Annotated in this window: 1 protein-coding gene; it reads left to right on the top strand. The window is 67.2% G+C overall.

Going from position 1 to position 241, the window contains the following annotated elements:
• Positions 1 to 14 precede the first annotated feature (14 nt).
• On the top strand, positions 15 to 241 hold a 227-nt coding region (locus tag R0J92_RS26095), incomplete at its 3' end, for a hypothetical protein (RefSeq protein WP_411053826.1).

The following is a 241-nucleotide window of genomic DNA, read 5'->3' as shown; positions in this document are numbered from 1 at the left end:
CGCTGACGGAGGGCATGCACGGCATTCCGGCCCTGTCGGATGTGCAGCAACGCCTGCGCGACGCCGCTGACGGAGCCATCGAGAAGGTGCGGGAGCTTGATCTTGCTGCCAGCACGCTTGCGGGTCGGATGATCCGGCTGCGCAAGGAAGCCGGTAGCAAGCTCAGGGAGGCGTTCAAACAGGCAGGGGCGGCGCTGGCGCGGTTGTCCGGTCAGATGCACCCCCCCAATGCTGCGCTACC

The organism is Tritonibacter sp. SIMBA_163, from assembly GCF_046535935.1.
GTDB classification, from domain to species: Bacteria; Pseudomonadota; Alphaproteobacteria; order Rhodobacterales; family Rhodobacteraceae; genus Epibacterium; species Epibacterium scottomollicae.
This window is presented reverse-complemented; position numbering and strand designations above follow the sequence as displayed.